Below are 17,465 nucleotides of genomic sequence, written 5' to 3'. Positions count from 1 at the left end.
CTGTTAGTAAGAAGAACGGTAATCGCGCCCGCGATTCCAGCGGTCTTGCCAGTGTTCGAGGAATGATTCAGCCAGCTTAGGCATGTTCCAGATCACCACCGCGTTCTCTGAGTTTTTCGTTTCGGCCGCTTTGCTGAAATTAAAGCTGCCGGTTTCAACGGTCACATTGTCTACGATGATCACCTTGTCATGCTGGATAGGAAAATCACTGTCTGTACGCAAAGGAATACCGCTGTTGGCTATGTAGTTCATGGCCGCAACGCTGGCACGGCCTTTATTGCCCCTTTCATCAACCACGATTTTCACATCAACCCCACGCTTTTTTGCTGCTACCAGCGCTTTCATAATATCCGGGGCCGTAAAGGAGTAGGCCATCATCCGTATAGAGGTTTTTGCGGAATCTATGGCGCTCAGCACGAGAACGCGGGCGCTCCCTTCAGGCGAGTAGCCGACCTGAACAGATGGTTCCACGGCAAAGGCGGGCAGCACAGCAGTTGTAAAAGTTGCGGCCAGAAGCCAGGTAGCTAAATTTTTCATTACAGGCTCCCGTTCACACACTGCATTTTATATTCAGGATCGAAGTAGATTTCTTTAATTTTGAATTTTTCCATATGCACCACTACGTCAATGGTGGAGTAGAGCATTCGCATAATATCGCTCATATCGAGCATTCGGCCGATAGGGGTCGCTTTGATAAGCAGGCCAATACGGTTGAAGGCATCACGCGCGGAGTTAGCGTGTGTTGACATAACACCGCCCGGATGGCCGGTATTAAGTGCCTGAAGATAATCCCAGGCAGCATCATCCCTAAGCTCGGTCATGATGATACGGCCCGGCGTCAGACGCATACAGGCTCGCAGGGCATCAGTGGCTCTAACCCGACCTATCTGCTTCTCATTTCCGTACATCATATAAACGGCCTCGACAACATGAGCGAGCGTTACTTCATGGACGTCCTCCAAAATAATGATACGTTCGTTTTTATTTACTGCTTTTAACAGCGCGCGCGTGAGTACCGTTTTCCCCGACCCGGTTTCACCGCAAATCACAATGGTGCGTTTTTTCTCAACCGCCGTTCTCAAGAACGTGGGCCATTTTTCGCTGCTGTGCAGCTCTTTTAGGAGGAAATCATCTTCAGTAAGGGTCTGTTGGCTGCCAGTTATCATCCGGCAGTCACTAAATATTCCCTCACTCGTCAGCTGCTCCAAATCTTTATCTACCGCCAAATCCTTACGAAACGCTACGGCCGTAGTACCCTCAATCACCGCAGGGGGCAGACAGATAACGCCCCTGATCCCGCCAGGCAGCACTACGTCATTAATTGGCTGCATCGTCAGCTTGTTGCTGCTTACCAGCGATTTAGCAAGGTTACGAATAAAATCTGCGGTAATCGCCGCGTTCTCCACGACCCTGCGGCCGCTGAACGTGTCGCAGATAACTTCCTGAAAGCGATTAATGCGAATCTCAAAAACGGTAGGATCTTCTAAATACTCGCGCAGTGGGCCAAGTTGATAGAAAGCTGCATTGGTCATGATTACTCCTGAAGAAAAACGGGCGCCAGGCGCCCGCTTTTTTTAATTGTCTGCGAGCGTATAAACGCCGCTGAAATCGAGGTCACGGGCAACAAAAATGCTCACCGCATCACCCTGCTGATCGTAGAGGGTAGGGGGGATGGACATATAAGAGCGAAGCGCTTCAGACGCCAGCTGCTCGCCGCTGTTTTCTGTGCTGTTGTACTGAATGTTATTACTCTGCGTCTGGTTAACCAGCGCTGTTAGCGTGTCAGAGAACAACGAAATCATGATCGCACCACGCAGACGCTCCCACATATGGGTATCAACCTGGCCCGGAATCCCTGCGCTGCCGAGTGAGTTTGTTCCGGCGCTGTCGATATTAACGATTGTCCCGTCCTGGTCATTGCGGATGCGCTCCCAGAGAACAAACACGCGCGCCTGGCCGTCTTTTATGCCGCCGGTAATCTGCCCGTCAACCCATGAGCCTTTATCAATCAGCCTTACGAGTCCGTCAGCTGAGTACACGTCCTGCGAAACCCGGCAGGAAACCTGACCCGGTACAGTAGTGTCCAGCTCCGTGCCCGTGCCGCAGGGGATCATCTTACCTTTAGGAACGGTCAGGCTGGGATTTGCCATAACACCGGCGCGGCTTGCTTTCAGCCTTGCCGGTGTCAGATTTTTAGCTAATGACGAGCTACCTTCACTCGTTTCATTGTCCTGGGCCTGTACGCCGGGCTTATTACTTGTGGCCGCCTCATTAGTCTGTGCCAACTCGCCGCCCAGGCGACGCTGCATAGCCAGTTCTTCAGGCGAGGGTTCTTTGCGCTTATTAGAGGTACGCGCGCCGGTGTTGCTGTTTCCCGCATCGGCATCTGCCTGGGCGGCAGCCTGTACCGCACGGGCATCAGTAGCGCTTTTCTGCGCTGCTGCGGGCTTATTGACTTCGGGATCGCTGTTAAAGCTGTAGTTCGGCAGCGTATTGGCCTGCTGCGCTTTCCCCTCGTCTTTATCCGCTTCAGCTTTAGCCGGGGCGCGGATTTTACCCATGACCGTGATCCCAATGAATATCAGAGCAAGCAGAGCCATCAGTATGACAAAGGCTTTCATACCAGGGGCAGAACGGCGGTTACTACCTTTAAACCCGCCGCGCTCGCTTTCAAATTCACCGTCTGCGGTGTTGTCATCGAGTTCCTGATCTACATCGACACTTTTACGGGCCATCAGTTATCCTCCCCAATCTGAACCCTGCGCACATCCGGGGAAGCCGTACCGGTTGCTACCGCACCGGCGCCCGGAGCGAAGTTATTATTGCGAACGCCAACAACCTTATCGCCCAGACGAATACGCCACTCTTTAGCGACGGTTTCCACCTCGATGATGTTGCGGTTTTCGCCCACAATATGCGAGTTCGGCAGTGTTTCTTTGCCGCTTGCCGAGATCATGTAGACCTGCGGCAACTCTGCATTGGCCGGAAACTCAAACCGGGTAAAGCGGTAGTTATCCCAGACGTGAACCGGCTGGATACTGCGCATTTCCGGCTGTTCGCTCATAACGTACTGATAGTTTTTCGCCCCAGCAAAAGCCGTCTGCTTCAGCTTCTGCGTAATGCGTTTTTTATCAGCTGCGCTTTTGGCTTTTTCCTGTTTCTCAAACGGGTATTCATAGGTCAGCTGAAGAACGGCCTGGCGCACGGCCCACGGCGTTTCAATAAAGGATTTTGTAACCGTACCGTCTGCATTTTTCTTCGTTTCTTCACCGATGAAATGAAGGACGATGTTATAGGTACGTTTATCCGTGACGATCACCAGGTTGGTATCACTCATTGCCTGTTTCGGCTTCACAAAAAAATGGTTCATTTTGTGCGCGAACGTCCAGCTCTCAGAGTCACCAAAAGCATGAGTGATATAGGTTTCGTCGGGTGCGACGACAATATGGGTAGCCACACCGGCGATAGCGTCAATTTTGACCACGTTAACAGGGTTGTATACAACGCTTTTAATGCGGTAGTCGTAAGGAGAATTACGGCCAACTTCAAGCGCCATCACGTTAGTAGCCGCGCCCCCCAGGACTGACAAAACGACTGCTGAAAGAAGTAGTTTTTTCATGGCGCGGCCCTCAGTTAACTTCCGGGTTGACGCGGTAGCTCGTCACTCGGAAACCCAGCGGGTTGACATAGCGCTGCTCAGCGTTCATCGCCAGCGATTTATATTCATACCCCATAATGGCAATCCAGCGCTGGGGCTGATCATCAACCGGGTTGCTGCGCACACGGCGAACCGTAGTAAAGCGTATCGTTGCAACGCCATGCGGTTTATCGAGGATCACAGAGTTAATTTTCACGCGTGTCGTTTCACTGTCGCCCAGAACCTTATCCAGACCGTTGCGGCCTTTAAACTTGCTCTGGTAAGACTCAGCCACGTTCGGCGTGGACATTAAGCCTACGGCCGTATAATCGACCTGAACTGAATAGAAGTCATAGCTCTCGCGGTGAATGACATATTGCGTCAGCCAGAACTTATCAATTTCATCACCGTAAGAAGCCTGATCGCGGGTCAGTTTGACCTGCTGCACTTCGTGAGTGGCCTCGTTAAGCGTCAGCAGGTGTGCGGGGATTGGCTGGCTGTACTTATGCACCACGTATCCAACCAGAGACAGTGCAAAAACAGTTACCACCGCTGAACCGGTGGCAACCATCCAGGCGGTACGCCGGGACTTCAGCACTTCATCCATCAGATCAACCTCAAGCCCTTTACGGCTTTCGTTGAACTCTTTAATGGCTTCGCGTGTAAGCCCTGTTTTTTTATTAGCTCTCATTTGCACCACCTTGCGTATCAACCGGGATTGTTTTGTTTACTGGAACGGTGTTGCTCCAGTCCGGCTCCGGTGGCGGTTTATGCCCGCTGGAACAGGCGCTAATCAGAAGAACTCCCATGAGTAATAAGCTGCGCATTACGGCATCCATTATCGGTTGTTGAACGTACTAATTATAATAAGTCGTCGAAATTGCAATTTCAACGACTTTTGTTTTAATTTTATGCAGCCCGCTTCCCGCGACTGCCCCTTGCTTTGCCACTCAGATTAGAGCCACTTTTTCCTCCACTGGCGCCACCCTGCGATTGTCCACCGCCACTATTACCGCCGCTGCCGCCGCCGGTATTACCGCCCCGGAACGCATTACCGCCAAACATGCCATGACTGCCCATGTTGCCAAGCGCCTGCATTGAAGAACCGGTAGAACGTGCAGCATCTGCGACACCGGCACTGATACCGCTACCCCAGCTCTGGGCGACCTGTGGGATCTGAAACAGAACAAAGATAGAGATAATGGTCAGCAGCAGCGCGGCCATAGAGCCAGTGATAGATGAATAGGCCGCATCGGAGTTCATCGAGGACAGAAGGTTGTCGAACATCTGCATGATGAAACCAAACACGAGAGCCAGCACGACAACGACCAGCCCGTAGTTGATTACCGATCCAAGCCAGCGCGCGAAGATGTTTTTTGTTGGCCCCCACAGTAGGCAGAAAATGGCAATCGGGCCGAAACAAAGCGTAACGGCAAGAAGGATTTTCGCCATGATCACAAAGCCCGCACCGAGGCCACCCAGCACAACGGTAGCAACCAACATAATTCCGCCAATGGCATATGCGGCCAGGCCGCTTGACGAAAATACATCCGCTGCATCCCAGGCTGTATTTACAATCCTGACGCCTTTTTCAATACCGCTATCAATGATCGCCGGTACGCCGCTGGCTTCGACTTTATCGGGGGAAGATAAGATGCCAGCAAAATCATCTGGCATGTGAAGCGCCACATTAACCAAATCCTGCTGAAACCAGCCGCCTGCCGTCGCAAAGCTCAGGATAAGGGCTATAGATAGATACTCTTTAATCAGCGAGCTTAGGCTGTCGCCTGCCCCCGGATTAAACATCGAGTACAAACCCTGCATCATCAGCTTTATGGTCAGGCAGGTTGCCACCAGAGGCGTAACGTCAGAGATAATGGTGGCAACGTTGGCGCTCACCATTGACGTAATCGCCCCGTCTACTTTTGCGAAAATGTCTTGTACCAGGGTGAATGCCATATTGCCTCCTTACTCTTAAATTTTCGGTGAGTTAATTTCACCGTCCTCTTTACCGTGAACAAACAGCTGGCGATCAGCCTCACGCGCGTTTTTGCAGTCTGGCTTCTGGAGTTCATCAGCATTCTTCTTGCACTCCTCGATCGTTGCCTTGCGCTCTTTGTCATGCTTTTTGTACCAATCAACGTCATGCGAAGCGTCGCAGGCCGCCAGGAAGAAAGGGATAAGCAGCAGTAGTTTTTTCATAATTTCCTCAGTTAATTGAAGGTGACGCGGTAACGTCCCCACCGGTTCCAAAAACAAAATTACGGGTCGCACGATCCTTCTGTGCGCGCAAAAGTTTGTCCTGCGATTGCTGTAACATATTCATCAAATTCAGCTTCGCCTGCTCACCCTGTATAGCGCCTTGTGACGTTTGGATACGTGCTTGCAGGTCGGCAATGGATTTCAGGTCTGGCGTCGATTTAATCTGCTGCGTCAGCGCCTGCATATCGCTCAGCTCTTGCATCTGGTTGTTGTAGGCTTTTTCGGCCATCACACGGTCGTAAGCACCTTTTTCCGCCAGCTTTTTGTTCATATAGGCGATTGCTTCGCTGGGCGTCATGTCGTCAACCTCAGCATTAAACTGGCCCATCATGCTGTTAACAGAAGGCGTGACCGACGAACTGGAGTTCATAGCGTCGCTGTACACCTCTTTCCAGTTGTCGGGCAGGTTATTCGCCAGCGTATTGGTTGACGTCCCCAGCAGATCACCCAGGTTGGTTGTTTTAGCCATCGACTCATACATATTTTTCTGCGTCTCCAGCTGGCTTTTAAGCTGCTCCAGCTGTTGAGCCATTTGCTGAAGCTGCTCGACCTGTTTAGCCAGCTCGGTAGGGTTGGTCACGATGATGCCAGCGGAGGCGCTTTGCGCGCCCCCAAGAATCAAGCCGGTGGTCAGCAGCACTGCCGTAAGTGATTTTTTCATGGTGTTTTGCCTCGTTGTTAAGCCGTCAGACGCCAGTATTCTTTGAGCCATGCTTCAGGCTCATTACCGAGCCGTTGTACCAGCTCATGCGCGATTTCGGCGTTTTGTGGTTCACCGGACAACACACTAAGGATGTTGTCCATTGTCTTAATATCCGCATCAATATCGTCGCTGTTGCGCGGATAGAGGTTGAAAGAAGCAATAGCAGACTGTTGCCCCTGTTTAACCAGGAACTGCCTGGAGTGTTCAGTAATCGACATCAGCGCATCGTATTCCGCATCAGTGAGGAAGGCGTAATCCGTGCGGATAGCTTCCGGATCGCGCAGGCAAATTTTCGTAACGGTCTGCGACATGATGGTGCGGCCAATACGGCTGGACAGCGCATCGTTCGGCTCCTGGGTGGCAAACACATAGATGGCATCTTTCTTACGGTCAGTCTTGATACCGCGCTTAACTTCGCGCTCGATAACCGGATCGTCAAGATAGGCGTGGAACTCGTCAAAACACTGAATGACGCGGCGTTTACCGTCTATGGAATCACGCACCCGGTACAGCAGGTACATCATCAGCGGTGTACGGGCCGGGCTGGACACTTCTTCTTTAGCTGCAATAAACTCGGATAAATCAAAGCCAAAAATATCGTTCGTGCTGAGATCCAGGCTATCTTCGTCATTATCAAAAAGCCAGCCATACTGGCCTTCCCGCGTCCATTCGCGCAGCAGCCCTTTCAGTGACACCCCGTTTTCCACCACTTCATTCACGTACCCGTCCAGGATAGTCACGGTACGCGCATTGCGTGGAATGAGTGAACCTTCACCCATAACCGCATCCACGCCTTCAGCCAGCTCGGTTGCCATCGTTGCGCTGATAGGCCCGTTATTGGTGGTTTCCACACAAATGCGGAACAGGTTTTTAATGAGAGCGATATTGCGTTTAGTCGGCTCAATCTGAAGCGGTGCGAACCCGGACGGCATACCTTGTTGCAGGACTTTATAGTAGCCGCCAACGCTTCGAATGAACGGCTCCATGCCGCGGTCACGGTCATAAACAAAAAGGCGCGGGTTGTACTTCATTGACTGCGCCAGAAGGAAGTTAAGCAGTGTGGTTTTACCTTCCCCCGACATACCCGTTATCAGCGCGTGGCCCAATGGACGTTTCCCGTAGGAAATTTCTTCAAGCGGGGTCACGTGAAAATTGAAATAAAGAGGTGTACCGCTGATCGTGCGGAACATGGTAAGCGCTGGCCCCCAGGGGTTATTATCAGGCTTGCCACGCATAAAATTGTGGAACGAGCTAAAGTGTAAAAAGTTCCATGAGTTTACCGGAACCGGGCGCGGCGCCCATTTCTGGTTTCCCGGCAGTTTTGCATAATATGCGGCCTCAGAGGCCAGGCTGATAGTACCGCCAACTACACCGCACCCCGTCAGCATAACCTTCACCCGACGCGCTTTACGCTGCACCGCATGTTGATCTTTATCCCAGACATGCACGGTTCCATGATGGTAGCCCATCACGAACTCTCTGGACGTCAGCATATCGAGCGCAGTACCCAGCTGCGCCAGCTGGCTTTGCGCACGGTCGCGGGTTTCCTGCAATGACTTTTCCTGATGCGTCAGGAACGTTTTAGCGGAGGATTCAGAGAGGCAGGAAAAGCTCTGCGTAAGCAGGTATTCAAAATCCGCCTCTTTAAGCATATTTAGCTGGCCCGGCTCTGTTTCTTCTTCGTAATCACGAAATTCAATGCCGGTGGTATAGAAGTTGTGATCTACCGTTCTGATCTGGACAACATCACCCCACAGAGAGCTAACAGGGCGGTTGTCCATGATGTATTCACGAATACGCTCGCGGCAGACTGGCACAATCGCCCATTCCATATTTGCGAGGAAATAAAGGAACTCCAGCGCTTTAGAATATGCGTGAGCCTGCGATGGTTCAGGGTCGTTACGTTCAATAACAACAGCTTCGTCGAAAACATCTGCTTCATCGACTTCCGCCAGTTCTTCGACCTCTTTTTTATCAGGCGCGGGTATCTCATTACCGCGCTTATCACGATAATAAATGCCAAGCTGCTGAATACCGTAGGGCTTCATGGCTTCCAGAATTTGTTCAGAAACATCTTCCAGACCTTCAAGCGCTTCATTCTGCATTTGCTGAATTTGTTCACGGGTCGGCTTTTCAAATTTGGATAAAAATTTCTGTGTTTTATCGCCTACCTGTTTGTAGATAACGGTCAGATACAGATCGTTAATCAGCTGTTTTGAATCACCGTGCAGCTTACGGTTATATTTATCAACATACGCAGGAAAGAACTGGTCATACTCACCGTCCGGGTACTCTTTGGCTTCATGGTGGTATTCATGCGTCCAAAGCTCTACCTGGTCTGTACCAAAACTTTTAACCAGCGTGTTAAGGTCTTTATGCCACGTTACCAGTTCACGATCTGATGCGCAGTCATGTGTGCGGCCATCCAGCTTGAAAAAAGCCATCAGATCGCCGTTTTCCATCGAAATCACGTAATCATTGAGGTGATAAGAATAGGGCAAATACTTTTTATTTACCGATGGCTCCTTACGGAAGGCATCAATTTTTTTTGGCTTAGTAGCGGTGGCAGCTCTCATTATTTTAAACCCTTACGTTTGTAATCAGCAGTGGAATAAGAAGAACCTCCCCACTGTTTAAACGGAGAATCAAACCAATTACTGAATTTGGTTTTCAACCACAGGCCCATAATTCGAAACATGCGGTCGTCATATTTTGTCAGTGCAGCAGACGGAATCCACAGAAAGACAAAAACCAGAATCGCCCATAAATGGATGATCATGAAAAGCGACGCTGAAGCCATAAAAATCAACATGGCGACGTCGCGCGGCAAGCCTATTGCTCGCGGTAAGCGAGTGGCACCTTTGAAAAGCGGTCTTTTACCATCGACAAACATCTTTTGCTTTCCTCTCTATGGGGGGCAATTTGCCCCCCTACTGATTGACAGGTCAGCTTCCTACACCGGTTAAAGAAACGAGGTAAGACGCAGAACCGATACCGATCAGGCCAATAACGATGCGCGGCATGAAACTGGCAGGAATTACGTGAAGCATCCACATAAAGCAGCTTGCAATAATCGCAATAGCACAACCGATAGGAATCCAGGTGTTCAGCCATGTCTGGATAGATGTAGCGGTGGATTCACCAGTATCTGTGCCAGCGGCCAGCGCGATTTGCGGCAGGGCAATGGACAGAACGCCCATCACTACCGCAGGGCCATACTTTTTAAACAACGTGGTCATACTTTCTCCTTACTCATCATCTTCTGTTGATTTCAGATTTAACCGGCATTCTTCAACGCCACACTTATCTTTCAAAAACTCTGCCAGTAGCCTTAAATCAGCCCAGGTTCGTAGCTCATGCTCTTTATTAACCCGAATGGAACATGCGATCTGGCCCAGCTGCTCGTCGTCTATCTGAAAAACGGGATACCACTTCTTTAATGAAACCCGTTCTATCGTTACCTCCTTCACTTTTCCCGCTTCAAATAGCTCCAGGATCTGTGATTGCAACACAAGGTACAAACGTTCCATCCATAACCTCACTCCCCCTTCGCTGTTTCCTGTTTGGTTAAAAACGCATCCGTATTATTTCGGCTGAAGGCGTCGCCATCACCCGAACCAAAAACATCTTGTTCACCGTCATACTGCGGCGCCGTACTTTTTGCCTGCTGTGGCTCAGTCGCGGTGCTGTCCTCACTGGTCTGGCCGTCAGGTAGCAGCGTAGGGATTTTCAAATCAGTTGATAGCCGCGCCACGTTGATAACTTTCGTGACATACCCGTTAGAAATCCCGTTTGTGAGTGAGCCGGTGTTGTAGCAGGAAAGCGCGTGTCTCAGCGCTACCTGCCCGGCCGGGTAGGATTTCAGGGCGCTACTATAACAGGTCTTGAGAACGGTCTGACTCGCGCGCAGGTTGATGCAGGGCTTGAAAATATCGTCAACCGAAAGACCCAGGCCCACCAAATTATTTGAGTTAATTTGTGCAAGGCCCATGTCAAAACTCTTATTATCTTTCAGCAGAACTTTCGCAACGCTGACAGCCTCGGCTTCAGTACGCGGTTGCTGTTTTAACTGGGTACTACCGTTAATATTGATCCTGTACGGCCCATTTGAGGACTCATGGCCGACGATGTACGCCATCGTTAATGGTGAAACATCAGGCGCACATCTCTGCGCAAGCCTGGCAACTTCATCAGAGGCAGGCGCAGCACTGGCATTGCCAGAACAAGCAAGGCAGGCCAGAGCGAGAACCAGGAGTTTTGGATGTTTACTCATTTACGTTTCACCGCGTAATTGTAATTTCGACGACTTTTGTTTATGATAAGGGCTAATGAGATCGTGTCAAGAAGAAACGAAAAGAAAACCGCTGAAGGAAGGAAGGTGATGCTGGTTCCCCTGAAATCAGAAAAACGACCCAAAGGCGAACCCGTGTATCGTGACCCGGATAACCCTTTTAATACGTGGACTGGTATAGGGAAGCGCCCGGCCTGGCTAACCGCAAAACTGGATTCTGGCATCAGCCTGGAAGCCATGAAGATGCAGGGCGCAGGCAATCCCAGAGAAAACAGACCGGCCAAATACCGCGATCCCAGGAACGCAGAAAATACCTGGTCCGGGACTGGCCGCAGACCAACCTGGCTCAAAGAGCTGCTTGACAGTGGCATATCGCTGGATGATCTGAAGATATAACCGGAGGATATTGAAATGGGCGAAGTTATTGATTTTGCAGAAAGACAAAAAGGCAGAAAGAAGAAAAAGGCATCTTCCATTCCGCCCATTTTAAGAAAATTCCGTGTCCATGCGATCAGGTTACTCGCCAGCATCATCAAATCCGGCTCTTATTCAGTCGTTTATATCGTTAAGAAAATTACTGGAAAGTTAATCAAGTTTTTCGCAATTTTAACGATTATTGTTTTTGTTGTCGAATATATCGCAGACGATATAGGTTACAAATCTATATATAACGCGGCGTTATTATTATTGTTACTTACCGCAACTAACATTCTGGCGAGTGTATATCTGAAGAAACTGTTAAGGACAAAGCAATGAAGAAATTAATCATACCTTTGATAGCCGCAGGCAGCCTGCTTTATCTGCCTGCAAGCCATGCTGAAGATCCCTGCAAAGTTATTATGTGCATGGCGGGTAAACTTACCGGCGATAGCGGAGGAAGTGAGTGTAATAGTGCGGAAGCCGCATTCTTCAACATTGTGAAAAAGAACAAGCATGGTTTTTTACCCAATCACACGAAGGACGCCAGGAAGGCTTTTCTTAATGAATGCCCGGATAATGGTGAAGGTGGAAGCAACCAGTCAATGATTAGTCAGATAATCAGCAAATACGGAAAAGTTCGTTTATAAGCGAACAGAATTTAATTAGGAAATATCTCAATATAAGGAGCCAACGTGAAAAAAATTATATTCGGTGCATTAGCCTGTACAGTCCTTTTAACCGGCTGCGTCAGCCAGGATAAGGGTAATGCTATGCAAAGTCAGCTGAACAACCAGCAACGCCAGATTAACGAATTATCCGTTCGTTTGCAGTCTGCGGAGTCCCGGCTCTCAAAGCAGGAAGAAAAGCTGCGCAACGAACTGCTGCAATCCAGCGGCTATTGCTATCTGAACGGCGCCCGCTATTCGACGGGCACCGTACTTTACGGGCGGATTTGCCAGAATCAGTCAGGTAGCGCTTCATGGCAGGTTTACAGCCGTCGCTAATCACCAGGGCGGTTAAACCGCCCTTTTCTTTACCCTCAGAAAGCCCACTATGAACATGATCCCCTTCCCAACTGTAGAAAACCTTTTTCTCTGGGTTTGCGGCGCCATTGTGCTGCTCGCCACTCTATTCTTCAGGCGATCAGTACGGCACCGGCGCCATAAAAGGAAACAGCAAAGCGCGCGGCGAGTGCTGGAGCGTATAAAGACACTGCCGGGCTTCCCTCAAAAAATTAGCTACCTGCGGAAAATAGACCCCTTTGTATTCGAAGAACTGCTGTTACATGCGTTTGAAGATGCCGGATTTGAGATCACCAGGAATGCGAAATACACCGGCGATGGCGGCATTGATGGCCGGTTTTACATTGACGGCCGCAAATTTCTCATTCAGGCCAAACGTTATTCATCCTGGGTTTCGACGGCACACATTCAGCAGCTGGACGCGCTGGCGAAAAAGAACAACAGCTATGCTGTTTTCTGCCACACAGGGAAAACCAGAAAACAGACGCTTGAAGCATACAAAGCACATAAGCGGGTGATGATCATCAGCGGAGAAGCGTTAATAAGCCTGGTCGAAGGCGATACCAGGCTGGCGAGTCGTTTAAGAGCATTCGCGGGGCAATGAATACCTATGCGGCCCTGTCCCTCAATCCGGCCATCTCACACCAACCTCAGTGCGAAGCCGCCGAAAGATTACCTCGCGCTGCTCCAGTGACGCGGCCGCAAGTTCATCCTGTATCAATCCATCATGATCCAAGACCTCGACCCATACACGAACGCCCCACTTACGCCCCACGCGTTGAAGGTGGCGGAAGTGCAGTAATTCGCTTTCGGTCAGCATAGCGAAGTCCTTACCATTCAGGCCATCAATCATCCTGGCAATCTGGATAGGATCGTTGGCCGGGGCTGCGACCCAGCATCTCGCACCATCGTATTCGTTACCCCCCTCGGCCACAAATACGCATCCCGTTTCATCGACAGCAACCGCGCCGGGCTGTTCGTGCTGCGGATCGCGCAGCTCATTTTTCCATCCATAGGCAGCACCTTGCCAGAGTAGCACCACACCGCCCATGTGTTCCTGATTGGCTTGCCGCCACTGTGTGGCGATGTTCCTGCTTTCCTCGATCACGATTATTTACCTCGCTATAATAATCACTCTTTGCGAGTGCCTAAATTACGACTGCCAGCCTTTCCCTTACGTGCATTAAATTCTTTTGCAAAATTCATTGCGGCTGTGACTTCGAAAGTAAGAGAATTTGGCCCTTTATACCGAACGTTTTTAATACCCCGCTGACTAGGGGGCAGTTCCATCCCATCAATCTTATTGCCGTGGTTTACGGCCCAAACTATCTCACCAGGCTTAACGTTTAATAACTTAGCAAAAACATCAACGTTAATCCGCATATAAAACTCCTGATCTTGCGTACTACACCTGGCCGTTTGCGGCCAGGTCAAATCTAACAACACGTAACCTTACATATCACCAGTCAAAGTATTAACGATAGCAAATAAGAGCTTTTGTAATACCATCATCAGGAACGTCACACGCTTCATTTAATTCGTGTACGGAATATATAACAACGCATACGCCAATGATTATACCGATGAATCCACCCAGCATCATCATGGGGATTTGATTGTCTTTATTTTTAGGCAATCGCCGAAAGGCAAGAGTCATTGATAAAACAATAGCTAAAAACCATAACAGAAAAATGAACTTCATGAAGCCAAGCGCAGGTATCCCAATGACAACCAGTGCGATAAGCCCACCCATTACCAACTTAATCATTCTGACTTCTTTTTTTTCCTGCTGGCTTTGTTCTGATTCCTTCATTTTATCCTCCAATTAGTGCTTTTGCTTTAGCGCGAACCTCTGCCAGAACACTGTCAGGCACTCGCCCTTTCTTAACGGCACCTCGCTTCTTCCAGTCCAGGCTTTTAATCTGATCAGCTAATACCACACTATCTTCACTAACCAGAACCTCAAACGGATACCCTTTGATTTTTGTTGTCATAGGACAACAAATCATCAGCCCTATTTTGCCGTTATAAATTGCAGGACTTATAACCAACGCTGGCCTGTGTCCCGCCTGCTCATGGCCTGCCTGTGGGTCAAAATCCAGCCATACCACGTCGCCAGCTTCAGGAACGCACCTTGTCATTTATGATCCTTATTTTCTGTACTTAGTAGGAAGATAACGGGTTACTCCGTCTGGACAAGACCAGGCATCTTTATCAACACCTAAGAACCCACCCTGCTGAGCATCTAAAGCATCGACTTTGCAATTTTTTAAGGCATAATCGATATTGTTTTTTTTGTTAACCATTTCTTCATAAGTGGATTTAGGGCTTAAGAAGCCTATGAACATAAAAACAGCCACAGCCAGCGAAAATATAACAACTGCCGCTTTAGCAAAAAAGTTCTTAAACAGTCTTGTCATTGCGAAACCGAATACCGCACCCATACCAACAACCATCATTAGGGCAAATAAATAGGTTCCACTCTCAGATGCAATGAGTTGAATGTATTTAATTTCAGTTATCACAATAGCTCCCTACCAACAGGCTTACCAAAATCAACTTCATCATGAATATTCTCACCCGATACAGCTGCCATTAATGCTTCGAGCGTATATTCTTTAGTTCTTACAGGAATAATCGTAATTTTCCCATCCTCTACTGAAAGCTCTACCACATCATCGACGTGTAGCGATGCAGCGCGAACTATTGCAGCTGGCAGTCTTACTGAAGGGCTATTACCCCATTTTTTGACGGTTACTTGCGCCATAATTACGCTCCTGAATTTACAAAGAGAACCAATAACCCTATGGCTATTGAGTGGCCCGCGAATCTCATAATTCGCGCAGAGTTAGTATCTACATTCATTGCTTTAAAACTTGCGGCCATGAAACTAAAAATGACCCACGCCTGAGGAATCCAAAGACCAAAGATACTGTTTCCAGAGCCTATCCCTCTTACGGCCAGATAAAAGAAAAACAGTCCTACCCCCCATGCTACGGGTTTTAGCCATCCTTGATTTCTTTGCGCATACACCTTTAAGTCAGACATAAAATCCACAATCTCTATTGTTTCGCAAATGTTGATACATCATCTTAGTACCCCCTCCTGCACCGTGTCAACATTGTTGATACAAAACAAGTAACATAAACGATGGTTTTTGTGACATAGCTCAAAAGCTGTTAATTCGTACCAAAATTCCTTCCAAATCGTCACAAAACTCGTTACAGTTTCAATGTAACAATAACCATGTAACAAAATCGGAGGCTTAATGAATAGAATAGCTTTAATGGTTGGTTTCATAATCGTTGTTCTGGGGTTTGTTGGAATGCTGTATCTAGTATCTGACGGTACGCCTATCGAATCAGTCCAACCGGTTGCTGTTGACGCCGGTAAGGGTGCATCCCAAAAATGAAAATTGGTTATGCGCGAAAATCAACGCATCTCCAAGATGTAGCCCATCAGGTTGATGAGCTAAAAAAAGCCGGGTGTGAGCAAATTTATCAGGAACAGATTTCACGCGGCGGCCCGAAGCGTGAAAGCAAAGGCGCCCCGGAGCTGGAGAACTGCCTGAAGGCATTGCGTGAAGGCGATACGCTCATTGTATGGGCGCTGGACAGGCTCGGCGGCTCACTGGCCCAAGTCATTACAATGCTTGACGATCTGAAAAAGCGCGGCATCACGTTTATTGCTATCAAAGACAGAATAGATACGAGCGCACCCGTAATAGGCGAAATCTATACGCACTTGATGGCTATATTTTCAGCTTTTGAGCGTAACCGAAATATAGAACGAACACGCTCAGGATTGGCAGCTGCGCGCGCAAGGGGCCGCGTTGGAGGAAGAAAACCGGCGCTTTCAGAAGATGATATTAAGCAAATAAATATTTTGCTTGCCGACCCTGAAATGACAGTTAACGCTGTTGCCAAAAGATTCAACGTTTCGCGTATGACTATTTATCGCTATGCAAATAGCAATAAGCCTTTAGCTAAAGAGGCCGGGAAGGAATAACTATGGCAGAGGATAAACCGCTTTCTAAGAAGCAACTTAAAACTGTCGAAGCATCGGCACTAATAAAGCAAGACCCCCCAAAAGGGAACGACCTGGCCTTTACCCATTCAATTTTGTGCCAGGTAGGTTTACCACGTTCAAAACCAGAAGGCCGCGAATTTATGCGCCGCTCCGGGGATGCCTGGCTTGTTGTGCAAGCCGGTTGGCTTGATGAAGGCAACGGACCAGTAGAACAGTGCTTACCATACGGCCCTATGCCGCGCCTTGCTATGGCCTGGGTGTCGTCATTCGCATTACGGAATAAAACCCGTGAAATAAAAATTGGCAGTAGTGCTAATGAATTTCTGAAGATATTAGGAATGGAACCGCAAGGCGCCAGGCATAAAACTCTCAGAACGCAAATGCACGCCCTGGCCGCTTGTAGGCTTCAGCTCGGTTTTCGAGGCCGGACGTATAACGGCCAGCCAGTTGAGCAATTCGATGCGTGGTTAAGAAACGAAGATAGCGGGCAACAATCGCTATGGCCGGGCTTGCTGGTACTCTCTGAAGGTTATTATAAAGGGCTGCTGGAAAGCGCTGTGCCACTGGATAACCGCGCGCTTAGCGCACTAAAGGGATCTGCCCTGGCGCTTGATATTTATGCCTGGCTGGCCCATCGGCTTCACCGAATTGAAGGCCGCCCCGTTTTACTTTATTGGGCTAACCTGCGCGATCAGTTTGCTCAGGAATATAAAGGGAAAGACCCCGATAAAGATTTCAAAAAAAGTTTCCTTCCAGCATTGAAAGATGTACTGGCTGTATATCCGGCCGCTAAAGTTCAGCAGGTTAAGGGTGGTATTTTACTTTATTCGTCACCTCCCCCTATACCGTACAAAATACCTTAAAAGACAAACGGGCCTCTACAGGCCCGTCTTGCTATAGACACACAGGAAACAATTTTTATGCCCGTCAGGGCATGGAAGGCGACCGCGCCGGACTCCACCGGACACCGGCCGCAAATCGCCGGAAACTGCGGCGCTGACCGGCGCGCCCGGCCAACCCCCCTCCCTGCTAAGCCAGAACCCCCTTTCCGCCACGCAGCTGCCGCACGTCCCCCACGGGGGTGCGCAGTGGGCGCCGCGC

General features: G+C 49.3%; 26 protein-coding genes and 1 pseudogene. 7 read left to right on the top strand and 20 right to left on the bottom strand.

Annotated features, from left to right (window positions below; all coding sequences use genetic code 11):
* Window positions 1–3: 3 nt before the first annotated feature.
* The 14 genes from NB069_RS22315 to NB069_RS22255 form a co-directional block, all read right to left on the bottom strand.
* Window positions 4–537 (bottom strand): phospholipase D family protein, encoded by a 534-nt coding sequence (locus NB069_RS22315; RefSeq protein WP_113458011.1) that lies wholly within the window; start codon window positions 535–537, stop codon window positions 4–6.
* The gene (virB11, locus tag NB069_RS22310) at window positions 537–1,532 is read right to left on the bottom strand and encodes a P-type DNA transfer ATPase VirB11 (protein ID WP_250589586.1); all 996 of its coding nucleotides are present in this window, start codon (window positions 1,530–1,532) and stop codon (window positions 537–539) included. The genes NB069_RS22315 and virB11 overlap by 1 nt, the downstream gene beginning before the upstream one ends.
* A 42-nt stretch (window positions 1,533–1,574) precedes the next feature.
* Window positions 1,575–2,735, bottom strand: coding sequence for a type IV secretion system protein VirB10 (gene virB10, locus NB069_RS22305; protein WP_033558697.1), 1,161 nt, complete (start codon window positions 2,733–2,735; stop codon window positions 1,575–1,577).
* Window positions 2,735–3,619: a TrbG/VirB9 family P-type conjugative transfer protein gene (locus NB069_RS22300; RefSeq protein WP_033558696.1), complete on the bottom strand. Its 885-nt coding sequence runs from the start codon at window positions 3,617–3,619 to the stop codon at window positions 2,735–2,737. The genes virB10 and NB069_RS22300 overlap by 1 nt, the downstream gene beginning before the upstream one ends.
* Window positions 3,620–3,629: 10 nt before the next feature.
* Entirely contained in the window at window positions 3,630–4,328 is a 699-nt protein-coding gene (locus NB069_RS22295; RefSeq protein ID WP_033558695.1) for a virB8 family protein, read from the bottom strand.
* Window positions 4,318–4,446 carry a conjugal transfer protein TraN gene (locus NB069_RS22590; protein ID WP_071882546.1) on the bottom strand — a complete coding sequence of 43 codons (129 nt, stop codon included), beginning with the start codon at window positions 4,444–4,446 and terminating at the stop codon, window positions 4,318–4,320. The genes NB069_RS22295 and NB069_RS22590 overlap by 11 nt, the downstream gene beginning before the upstream one ends.
* A gap of 100 nt (window positions 4,447–4,546) precedes the next feature.
* Window positions 4,547–5,596 (bottom strand): type IV secretion system protein, encoded by a 1,050-nt coding sequence (locus tag NB069_RS22290; protein WP_113458009.1) that lies wholly within the window; start codon window positions 5,594–5,596, stop codon window positions 4,547–4,549.
* Window positions 5,597–5,611: 15 nt separating this feature from the next.
* Window positions 5,612–5,839, bottom strand: a complete 228-nt coding sequence (eexN, locus tag NB069_RS22285; protein ID WP_250589585.1) for an IncN-type entry exclusion lipoprotein EexN — start codon at window positions 5,837–5,839, stop codon at window positions 5,612–5,614.
* 7 nt (window positions 5,840–5,846) lie between these two features.
* Window positions 5,847–6,560 carry a type IV secretion system protein gene (locus NB069_RS22280; RefSeq protein ID WP_250589584.1) on the bottom strand — a complete coding sequence of 238 codons (714 nt, stop codon included), beginning with the start codon at window positions 6,558–6,560 and terminating at the stop codon, window positions 5,847–5,849.
* A 17-nt stretch (window positions 6,561–6,577) separates the two neighbouring features.
* Window positions 6,578–9,178 carry a VirB4 family type IV secretion/conjugal transfer ATPase gene (locus NB069_RS22275; RefSeq protein WP_129753800.1) on the bottom strand — a complete coding sequence of 867 codons (2,601 nt, stop codon included), beginning with the start codon at window positions 9,176–9,178 and terminating at the stop codon, window positions 6,578–6,580.
* Window positions 9,178–9,495 carry a VirB3 family type IV secretion system protein gene (locus tag NB069_RS22270; protein ID WP_115719271.1) on the bottom strand — a complete coding sequence of 106 codons (318 nt, stop codon included), beginning with the start codon at window positions 9,493–9,495 and terminating at the stop codon, window positions 9,178–9,180. Before NB069_RS22270 ends, NB069_RS22275 begins: the two co-directional genes overlap by 1 nt.
* 52 nt (window positions 9,496–9,547) lie before the next feature.
* Window positions 9,548–9,841: a TrbC/VirB2 family protein gene (locus NB069_RS22265; RefSeq protein WP_033558690.1), complete on the bottom strand. Its 294-nt coding sequence runs from the start codon at window positions 9,839–9,841 to the stop codon at window positions 9,548–9,550.
* 9 nt (window positions 9,842–9,850) lie between these two features.
* Window positions 9,851–10,132, bottom strand: coding sequence for a transcriptional repressor KorA (korA, locus tag NB069_RS22260; protein WP_032734186.1), 282 nt, complete (start codon window positions 10,130–10,132; stop codon window positions 9,851–9,853).
* Window positions 10,133–10,140: 8 nt separating this feature from the next.
* Complete coding sequence (locus tag NB069_RS22255; protein ID WP_033558688.1) at window positions 10,141–10,875, bottom strand: lytic transglycosylase domain-containing protein; 735 nt, start codon at window positions 10,873–10,875, stop codon at window positions 10,141–10,143.
* Between the two features lie 108 nt (window positions 10,876–10,983).
* On the opposite strand from NB069_RS22255, the gene NB069_RS22250 reads away from it, so the two are divergent.
* Genes NB069_RS22250 through NB069_RS22230 form a run of 5 tightly spaced genes read left to right on the top strand, consistent with a single transcriptional unit; the run spans window position 10,984 to window position 12,939 of the window.
* A complete protein-coding gene (locus tag NB069_RS22250) occupies window positions 10,984–11,289 on the top strand; it encodes an H-NS family nucleoid-associated regulatory protein (protein ID WP_249541702.1) in 306 nt (101 codons plus the stop codon).
* Window positions 11,290–11,304: 15 nt separating this feature from the next.
* Window positions 11,305–11,649 (top strand): hypothetical protein, encoded by a 345-nt coding sequence (locus NB069_RS22245; RefSeq protein ID WP_250589583.1) that lies wholly within the window; start codon window positions 11,305–11,307, stop codon window positions 11,647–11,649.
* The gene (locus tag NB069_RS22240; protein ID WP_113458007.1) at window positions 11,646–11,960 is read left to right on the top strand and encodes a TrbM/KikA/MpfK family conjugal transfer protein; all 315 of its coding nucleotides are present in this window, start codon (window positions 11,646–11,648) and stop codon (window positions 11,958–11,960) included. Before NB069_RS22245 ends, NB069_RS22240 begins: the two co-directional genes overlap by 4 nt.
* Before the next feature lie 45 nt (window positions 11,961–12,005).
* Window positions 12,006–12,317: a hypothetical protein gene (locus NB069_RS22235; RefSeq protein WP_113458006.1), complete on the top strand. Its 312-nt coding sequence runs from the start codon at window positions 12,006–12,008 to the stop codon at window positions 12,315–12,317.
* Window positions 12,318–12,366: 49 nt separating this feature from the next.
* Window positions 12,367–12,939: a restriction endonuclease gene (locus NB069_RS22230; protein WP_250589582.1), complete on the top strand. Its 573-nt coding sequence runs from the start codon at window positions 12,367–12,369 to the stop codon at window positions 12,937–12,939.
* A 279-nt stretch (window positions 12,940–13,218) separates the two neighbouring features.
* Here the strand turns inward: NB069_RS22230 and NB069_RS22225 are convergent.
* From NB069_RS22225 to NB069_RS22200, 6 genes and pseudogenes are all read right to left on the bottom strand, one after another.
* Window positions 13,219–13,386, bottom strand: a pseudogene (locus NB069_RS22225) (antirestriction protein ArdR); the annotation flags it as partial.
* A gap of 80 nt (window positions 13,387–13,466) precedes the next feature.
* Entirely contained in the window at window positions 13,467–13,718 is a 252-nt protein-coding gene (locus tag NB069_RS22220) for a hypothetical protein (protein WP_250589581.1), read from the bottom strand.
* A 91-nt stretch (window positions 13,719–13,809) separates the two neighbouring features.
* Window positions 13,810–14,148 (bottom strand): hypothetical protein, encoded by a 339-nt coding sequence (locus NB069_RS22215; protein ID WP_250589580.1) that lies wholly within the window; start codon window positions 14,146–14,148, stop codon window positions 13,810–13,812.
* Window position 14,149: 1 nt separating this feature from the next.
* Window positions 14,150–14,476, bottom strand: coding sequence for an endoribonuclease MazF (gene mazF, locus NB069_RS22210; RefSeq protein WP_250589579.1), 327 nt, complete (start codon window positions 14,474–14,476; stop codon window positions 14,150–14,152).
* Window positions 14,477–14,485: 9 nt separating this feature from the next.
* Window positions 14,486–14,860 carry a hypothetical protein gene (locus NB069_RS22205; RefSeq protein ID WP_250589578.1) on the bottom strand — a complete coding sequence of 125 codons (375 nt, stop codon included), beginning with the start codon at window positions 14,858–14,860 and terminating at the stop codon, window positions 14,486–14,488.
* Entirely contained in the window at window positions 14,857–15,102 is a 246-nt protein-coding gene (locus tag NB069_RS22200; RefSeq protein ID WP_250589577.1) for an AbrB/MazE/SpoVT family DNA-binding domain-containing protein, read from the bottom strand. Before NB069_RS22200 ends, NB069_RS22205 begins: the two co-directional genes overlap by 4 nt.
* 641 nt (window positions 15,103–15,743) lie before the next feature.
* On the opposite strand from NB069_RS22200, the gene NB069_RS22195 reads away from it, so the two are divergent.
* Together NB069_RS22195 and NB069_RS22190 are read left to right on the top strand one after the other, a co-directional pair.
* The gene (locus NB069_RS22195) at window positions 15,744–16,343 is read left to right on the top strand and encodes a recombinase family protein (protein WP_237833223.1); all 600 of its coding nucleotides are present in this window, start codon (window positions 15,744–15,746) and stop codon (window positions 16,341–16,343) included.
* Between the two features lie 2 nt (window positions 16,344–16,345).
* The gene (locus tag NB069_RS22190) at window positions 16,346–17,227 is read left to right on the top strand and encodes a replication protein RepA (protein WP_139581395.1); all 882 of its coding nucleotides are present in this window, start codon (window positions 16,346–16,348) and stop codon (window positions 17,225–17,227) included.
* Window positions 17,228–17,465: the final 238 nt, after the last annotated feature.

The organism is Leclercia adecarboxylata, assembly GCF_023639785.1.
In the GTDB taxonomy this organism is placed as follows: Bacteria; Pseudomonadota; Gammaproteobacteria; order Enterobacterales; family Enterobacteriaceae; genus Enterobacter; species Enterobacter adecarboxylatus_D.
This window is presented reverse-complemented; position numbering and strand designations above follow the sequence as displayed.

What these genes read in the sequence shown, in the direction of transcription:
- NB069_RS22315 (WP_113458011.1), bottom strand. Translation starts at nt 537, where the DNA reads ATGAAAAATTTAGCTACCTGGCTTCTGGCCGCAACTTTTACAACTGCT.
- virB11 (WP_250589586.1), bottom strand. Translation starts at nt 1,532, where the DNA reads ATGACCAATGCAGCTTTCTATCAACTTGGCCCACTGCGCGAGTATTTA.
- virB10 (WP_033558697.1), bottom strand. Translation starts at nt 2,735, where the DNA reads ATGGCCCGTAAAAGTGTCGATGTAGATCAGGAACTCGATGACAACACC.
- NB069_RS22300 (WP_033558696.1), bottom strand. Translation starts at nt 3,619, where the DNA reads ATGAAAAAACTACTTCTTTCAGCAGTCGTTTTGTCAGTCCTGGGGGGC.
- NB069_RS22295 (WP_033558695.1), bottom strand. Translation starts at nt 4,328, where the DNA reads ATGAGAGCTAATAAAAAAACAGGGCTTACACGCGAAGCCATTAAAGAG.
- NB069_RS22590 (WP_071882546.1), bottom strand. Translation starts at nt 4,446, where the DNA reads ATGGGAGTTCTTCTGATTAGCGCCTGTTCCAGCGGGCATAAACCGCCA.
- NB069_RS22290 (WP_113458009.1), bottom strand. Translation starts at nt 5,596, where the DNA reads ATGGCATTCACCCTGGTACAAGACATTTTCGCAAAAGTAGACGGGGCG.
- eexN (WP_250589585.1), bottom strand. Translation starts at nt 5,839, where the DNA reads ATGAAAAAACTACTGCTGCTTATCCCTTTCTTCCTGGCGGCCTGCGAC.
- NB069_RS22280 (WP_250589584.1), bottom strand. Translation starts at nt 6,560, where the DNA reads ATGAAAAAATCACTTACGGCAGTGCTGCTGACCACCGGCTTGATTCTT.
- NB069_RS22275 (WP_129753800.1), bottom strand. Translation starts at nt 9,178, where the DNA reads ATGAGAGCTGCCACCGCTACTAAGCCAAAAAAAATTGATGCCTTCCGT.
- NB069_RS22270 (WP_115719271.1), bottom strand. Translation starts at nt 9,495, where the DNA reads ATGTTTGTCGATGGTAAAAGACCGCTTTTCAAAGGTGCCACTCGCTTA.
- NB069_RS22265 (WP_033558690.1), bottom strand. Translation starts at nt 9,841, where the DNA reads ATGACCACGTTGTTTAAAAAGTATGGCCCTGCGGTAGTGATGGGCGTT.
- korA (WP_032734186.1), bottom strand. Translation starts at nt 10,132, where the DNA reads ATGGAACGTTTGTACCTTGTGTTGCAATCACAGATCCTGGAGCTATTT.
- NB069_RS22255 (WP_033558688.1), bottom strand. Translation starts at nt 10,875, where the DNA reads ATGAGTAAACATCCAAAACTCCTGGTTCTCGCTCTGGCCTGCCTTGCT.
- NB069_RS22250 (WP_249541702.1), top strand. Translation starts at nt 10,984, where the DNA reads ATGCTGGTTCCCCTGAAATCAGAAAAACGACCCAAAGGCGAACCCGTG.
- NB069_RS22245 (WP_250589583.1), top strand. Translation starts at nt 11,305, where the DNA reads ATGGGCGAAGTTATTGATTTTGCAGAAAGACAAAAAGGCAGAAAGAAG.
- NB069_RS22240 (WP_113458007.1), top strand. Translation starts at nt 11,646, where the DNA reads ATGAAGAAATTAATCATACCTTTGATAGCCGCAGGCAGCCTGCTTTAT.
- NB069_RS22230 (WP_250589582.1), top strand. Translation starts at nt 12,367, where the DNA reads ATGAACATGATCCCCTTCCCAACTGTAGAAAACCTTTTTCTCTGGGTT.
- NB069_RS22220 (WP_250589581.1), bottom strand. Translation starts at nt 13,718, where the DNA reads ATGCGGATTAACGTTGATGTTTTTGCTAAGTTATTAAACGTTAAGCCT.
- NB069_RS22215 (WP_250589580.1), bottom strand. Translation starts at nt 14,148, where the DNA reads ATGAAGGAATCAGAACAAAGCCAGCAGGAAAAAAAAGAAGTCAGAATG.
- mazF (WP_250589579.1), bottom strand. Translation starts at nt 14,476, where the DNA reads ATGACAAGGTGCGTTCCTGAAGCTGGCGACGTGGTATGGCTGGATTTT.
- NB069_RS22200 (WP_250589577.1), bottom strand. Translation starts at nt 15,102, where the DNA reads ATGGCGCAAGTAACCGTCAAAAAATGGGGTAATAGCCCTTCAGTAAGA.
- NB069_RS22195 (WP_237833223.1), top strand. Translation starts at nt 15,744, where the DNA reads ATGAAAATTGGTTATGCGCGAAAATCAACGCATCTCCAAGATGTAGCC.
- NB069_RS22190 (WP_139581395.1), top strand. Translation starts at nt 16,346, where the DNA reads ATGGCAGAGGATAAACCGCTTTCTAAGAAGCAACTTAAAACTGTCGAA.